Below are 2233 nucleotides of genomic sequence, written 5' to 3'. Positions count from 1 at the left end.
GGCTGGATTTATTGATATCCAAATCAATGGTGGCGAAAAGCATTATTTTAGCCAAAGTCCAACAGAAGAAACGATTCATGACATATATGAATCCAGTTTAAAGTACGGAACAACTCATACACTACCTTGTTTAATATCATCATCAAATGAAACTATCCTTCAAGGGATTGAAGCTGTTCGTTCGTATCGATCAAAGTACAAAAACGGAGTATTGGGAATGCATTTAGAAGGACCTTTTTTGAATCCTTTGAAGCGAGGTGCACATAGTTTGAATCAGGTTCGGAAACCTACTAACTCGGAGTTGGAAGAGATTATTCGATATGGCAAAGATGTTATAAAAGTTATCACTATTGCACCTGAGTGTTTTTCAGAGGAACAATTGGAAATGCTTTTGGAAAGCGGTATTGTTATTTCGGCGGGGCATTCAACAATGACTTACGAAGAATCTCAATATTACTTTTCTAAAGGAATAAATCTAGTAACTCATTTATTTAATGCGATGACTCAGTTTGGGCATCGGGAACCAGGATTGGTGGGAGCAACTTTTGAAAATGATGTAGTCTATGCACCAATTATTCTTGATGGAGCCCATTGTGATTATGCTGCGGCAAGATTAGCTTATAAATTAAAAAAAGAAAAATTCTTTTTGATTACTGATGCCGCATTTTTAGGACGTAAAGTTTCTAATTTTAAATGGGAAAATTTTGATGCCCATCTGGAAAACGGTTTTTATAGAAATGATGAAGGTAATTTGGCAGGAGCTAGCATCTCAATGGATGAAGCCGTTCGTAATGCCAATCAACATTTGAATGTGACTATAGATGAGGCCGTAAAAATGGCAACTTCCCGAGTGGCAAGTGCAATTAAAATGGAAGATAAATTGGGCAAAATAAAATCGGGATATCCAGCCAGTTTTGTTCGTTTTAATAATGATTTATCGAAAGTTGAATCGTTAGTTTTCAATAAAGTATAAAGGAATATATTTTGAGTGAAATAAATAAAGCTAAAAGATTGTTAAGCGTAGTTAAGTTTAAAGAATGGAAAAGTATTTTTGCAGGGATAGTTTTCGCTTTTCTTTGGTCTTCTGCTTCAACTGCAACCAAAATTGGATTGGTTTCTGCTCAACCCTTTGTAATATCTATTTTTAGATTTCTCATCGCGGGAAGCATTATGTTATTCGTTTCCCACATAATGTTGGGAAATCGATTGCCAGTGAAAAGTGAATGGATACAAATTAGTATTTATGGATTTCTAAATATTACATTTTATCTCGGGTTATATGTTATTGCCATGCAACAAGTTTCTGCAGGTTTGGGGAGTTTGGCAGTCGCTACGAATCCAGTTTTTATTGCGATGATGTCTGCCTTTTGGTTTTCTCATAGAATCAAGTTCAAAAATATTCTGAGTTTATTATTGTGTTTTATGGGAGTGGTTTTGGCGGCCTATCCACTTTTGCAAAACAGTTATGCAACACCTTTTGGGATAATAGTTTTATTGATAAGCATGATTGCTTATTCACTGGGTACAATTTATTACTCCCGGGTGAATTGGAATGGGTTGACCATTCTGGCTATCAATGGATGGCAGACTATTTTGGGAGGTATTTTTTTACTGCCAGCTTTATACGCAACTTATCAATCAGACAAAAATAGTTTTGACACCTCTTTTTGGGCTTCGGTTTGTTGGTTGGCTATTCCGGTTTCGATAGGCGCAGTTCAGTTTTGGCTTTATTTATTAAAAAGTAATCCAATCAAAGCTTCGTATTGGCTGTTTTTGTGCCCAATATTTGGTTTTTTGATTGCTCATTTTATAATGAAAGAGCCCATTACTTTTTATACTTTTTTTGGTGTCGCTCTTGTTATAAGCGGATTATACATAGTTCAAAAGAAAAGCAAATCCTGAATTTTAAGACTTATAGTTTTTGTTTAAAAAAATAACTTATTGTTAAACAGTTGTTATTGAGGAATAAAAGAATAAAAGAGATTTTTACTAAAAAATTGATCTCAATGTTTAAAGAATAATAAAATTTATTAAAAATAAGAAAATGGAAAACACATTAGAATCAGAAAGAGAGATAAGCTTCAAAAAAGCGGGTCAGTTTGAAGATACCCGTTTTGAAAAAATCCACAACGTAATTTTTAAAAATTCAACGGATGCTTCAATAATCGTTGCTCAAGAGATTGCCGATTTAATTCGTTCCAAACAAGAAAAGAACAAAAAGTGTGTATTAGGA

Annotated in this window: 3 protein-coding genes; all 3 read left to right on the top strand. The window is 33.9% G+C overall.

What is annotated here, in order from left to right; all coding sequences use genetic code 11:
- Nucleotides 1–973: N-acetylglucosamine-6-phosphate deacetylase (gene nagA, locus VFS71_RS13345; protein WP_326401806.1), on the top strand; the 973-nt coding region annotated here is incomplete at its 5' end.
- Between the two features lie 11 nt (nt 974–984).
- Nucleotides 985–1902 (top strand): DMT family transporter, encoded by a 918-nt coding sequence (locus tag VFS71_RS13340; RefSeq protein WP_326401805.1) that lies wholly within the window; start codon nt 985–987, stop codon nt 1900–1902.
- Nucleotides 1903–2044: 142 nt separating this feature from the next.
- A partial coding sequence (locus VFS71_RS13335; RefSeq protein WP_326401804.1) for a hypothetical protein occupies nt 2045–2233 on the top strand: 189 nt, incomplete at its 3' end.

The sequence above is a fragment of the Flavobacterium sp. genome (genome assembly GCF_035760125.1).
In the GTDB taxonomy this organism is placed as follows: domain Bacteria; phylum Bacteroidota; class Bacteroidia; order Flavobacteriales; family Flavobacteriaceae; genus Flavobacterium.
This window is presented reverse-complemented; position numbering and strand designations above follow the sequence as displayed.